3 protein-coding genes are annotated in these 1,366 nt (G+C 73.7%); 1 reads left to right on the forward strand and 2 read right to left on the reverse strand.

Going from position 1 to position 1,366, the window contains the following annotated elements:
- On the reverse strand, positions 1 to 363 hold a 363-nt coding region (locus ACFU99_RS43805; protein WP_384404386.1), incomplete at its 3' end, for a hypothetical protein.
- Positions 364 to 526: 163 nt separating this feature from the next.
- Here ACFU99_RS43805 and ACFU99_RS43810 point away from each other — a divergent pair.
- Positions 527 to 1,054, forward strand: a complete 528-nt coding sequence (locus ACFU99_RS43810) for a DsbA family protein (protein ID WP_384404388.1) — start codon at positions 527 to 529, stop codon at positions 1,052 to 1,054.
- A 19-nt stretch (positions 1,055 to 1,073) separates the two neighbouring features.
- Here the strand turns inward: ACFU99_RS43810 and ACFU99_RS43815 are convergent.
- On the reverse strand, positions 1,074 to 1,366 hold a 293-nt coding region (locus ACFU99_RS43815; protein WP_384404390.1), incomplete at its 5' end, for a GNAT family N-acetyltransferase.

Genomic DNA, 1,366 nt, shown 5'->3' on the forward strand with positions numbered 1-1,366 from the left:
GGCCGCGGGGGCCTGGCCGAGAGAGGGGGCCGAGGCCGCCGGGGCCACCGGGGCCGCCGCCTCGCGCTGCTGCGCGGCCGCCGCCCGCCGCTCCTTGCGGGTGCCGCCGCCGCGCCGCTCGACGGCCCTGGTCACCATGAAGAGCACGGCCGAGAGCGCGAGCACGCCGAAGCCCACCCATACGCTCGGCTTGAACACCAGGTCCTTGACCCAGTCGATGACGCCCGTCATCACCAGTCCGATGGGCACCAGGGCGTAGGCGGCGATCCGCGCCGCGGCGAGGAAGCGCTTGCGGTACGCCGTCAGCAGGGCGATGCCCAGGCCCGCCGCGGACACCGCCGCACAAATGGTCGAGGTCAGCATCCGGTCCTCCTGCCGATGGGGTCTCCCGACCATCCTGCACCGGACGCCCCCCGGAGTGCCACGATCCGAGGCGGACGGGCGCATATCTCGGGGTGATCTAAGGGCAGGGCTCCTCCCCAGGTCCTGGTTCCCGGTGGGCCGCATCGGCTGGGAGACTGGCCCCATGAGCCACGCCACCCCCAGCAGCCCTGTCCGCCCCGTCTTGGATGTCTGGTGCGAGTTGCAGTGCCCCGACTGCCACCGGGCCCTCGACGACCTCCACGCGCTGCGCGCCCGCTACGGCGACCGGCTGGAGATCCGGCTGCGCCATTTCCCGCTGGAGAAGCACCAGCACGCCTACGAGGCCGCGCAGGCCGCCGAGGAGGCCGCCGGGCAGGGCCAGGACTGGCCGTACGTGGAGGCCGTGCTCGCCCGGACCGAGGAGCTCGGCGCCAAGGGACGGCCGGTCCTGCTGGCGGCGGCCGCGGAGCTCGGCCTGGACGCCGAGGAGCTCGACACCGCGCTCGTCGACGGCCGGCACCTGCTGATCGTCGACGCCGACCAGGCCGAGGGCAAGGCCATCGGTGTGACGGGCACCCCGACCTATGTGATCGGCGGCGAGCGGCTCGACGGCGGCAAGAGCCAGGAGGGGCTGCGGGAGCGGATCGAGGAGATCGCCGACCGCCTGCTCGCCGAGGGCGGCCAGGGCTGAGCCCTTCAAGGCCCCCCGACTACAGCAGCGGCTTGTAGAAACGGCTCTCGGTCGCCTCGTAGCCGAGCGACTCGTACAGCCGCAGCGCCGGGATGTTGTCCGCGAACACGCTGAGCCCGATCCGGTCCGTCCCGGCCGCCAGGCACTCGCGCTCGGCCACCAGCATCAGGGTGCGGCCGTGCCCACGGCCGCGGTGGGCGGGGACGACCTCGATGTCGCAGACGAAGCCGCCGGTCCCCTTCGGGCCGCGTGTCCGCACCCACAGGGCGCCGACATCCTCCCCGTCGTGGACCAGGAAGCGCAGCGCCGTGT

The sequence above is a fragment of the Streptomyces sp. NPDC057654 genome, from assembly GCF_042800135.1.
In the GTDB taxonomy this organism is placed as follows: domain Bacteria; phylum Actinomycetota; class Actinomycetes; order Streptomycetales; family Streptomycetaceae; genus Streptomyces.

What these genes read in the sequence shown, in the direction of transcription:
- ACFU99_RS43810 (WP_384404388.1), top strand. Translation starts at nt 527, where the DNA reads ATGAGCCACGCCACCCCCAGCAGCCCTGTCCGCCCCGTCTTGGATGTC.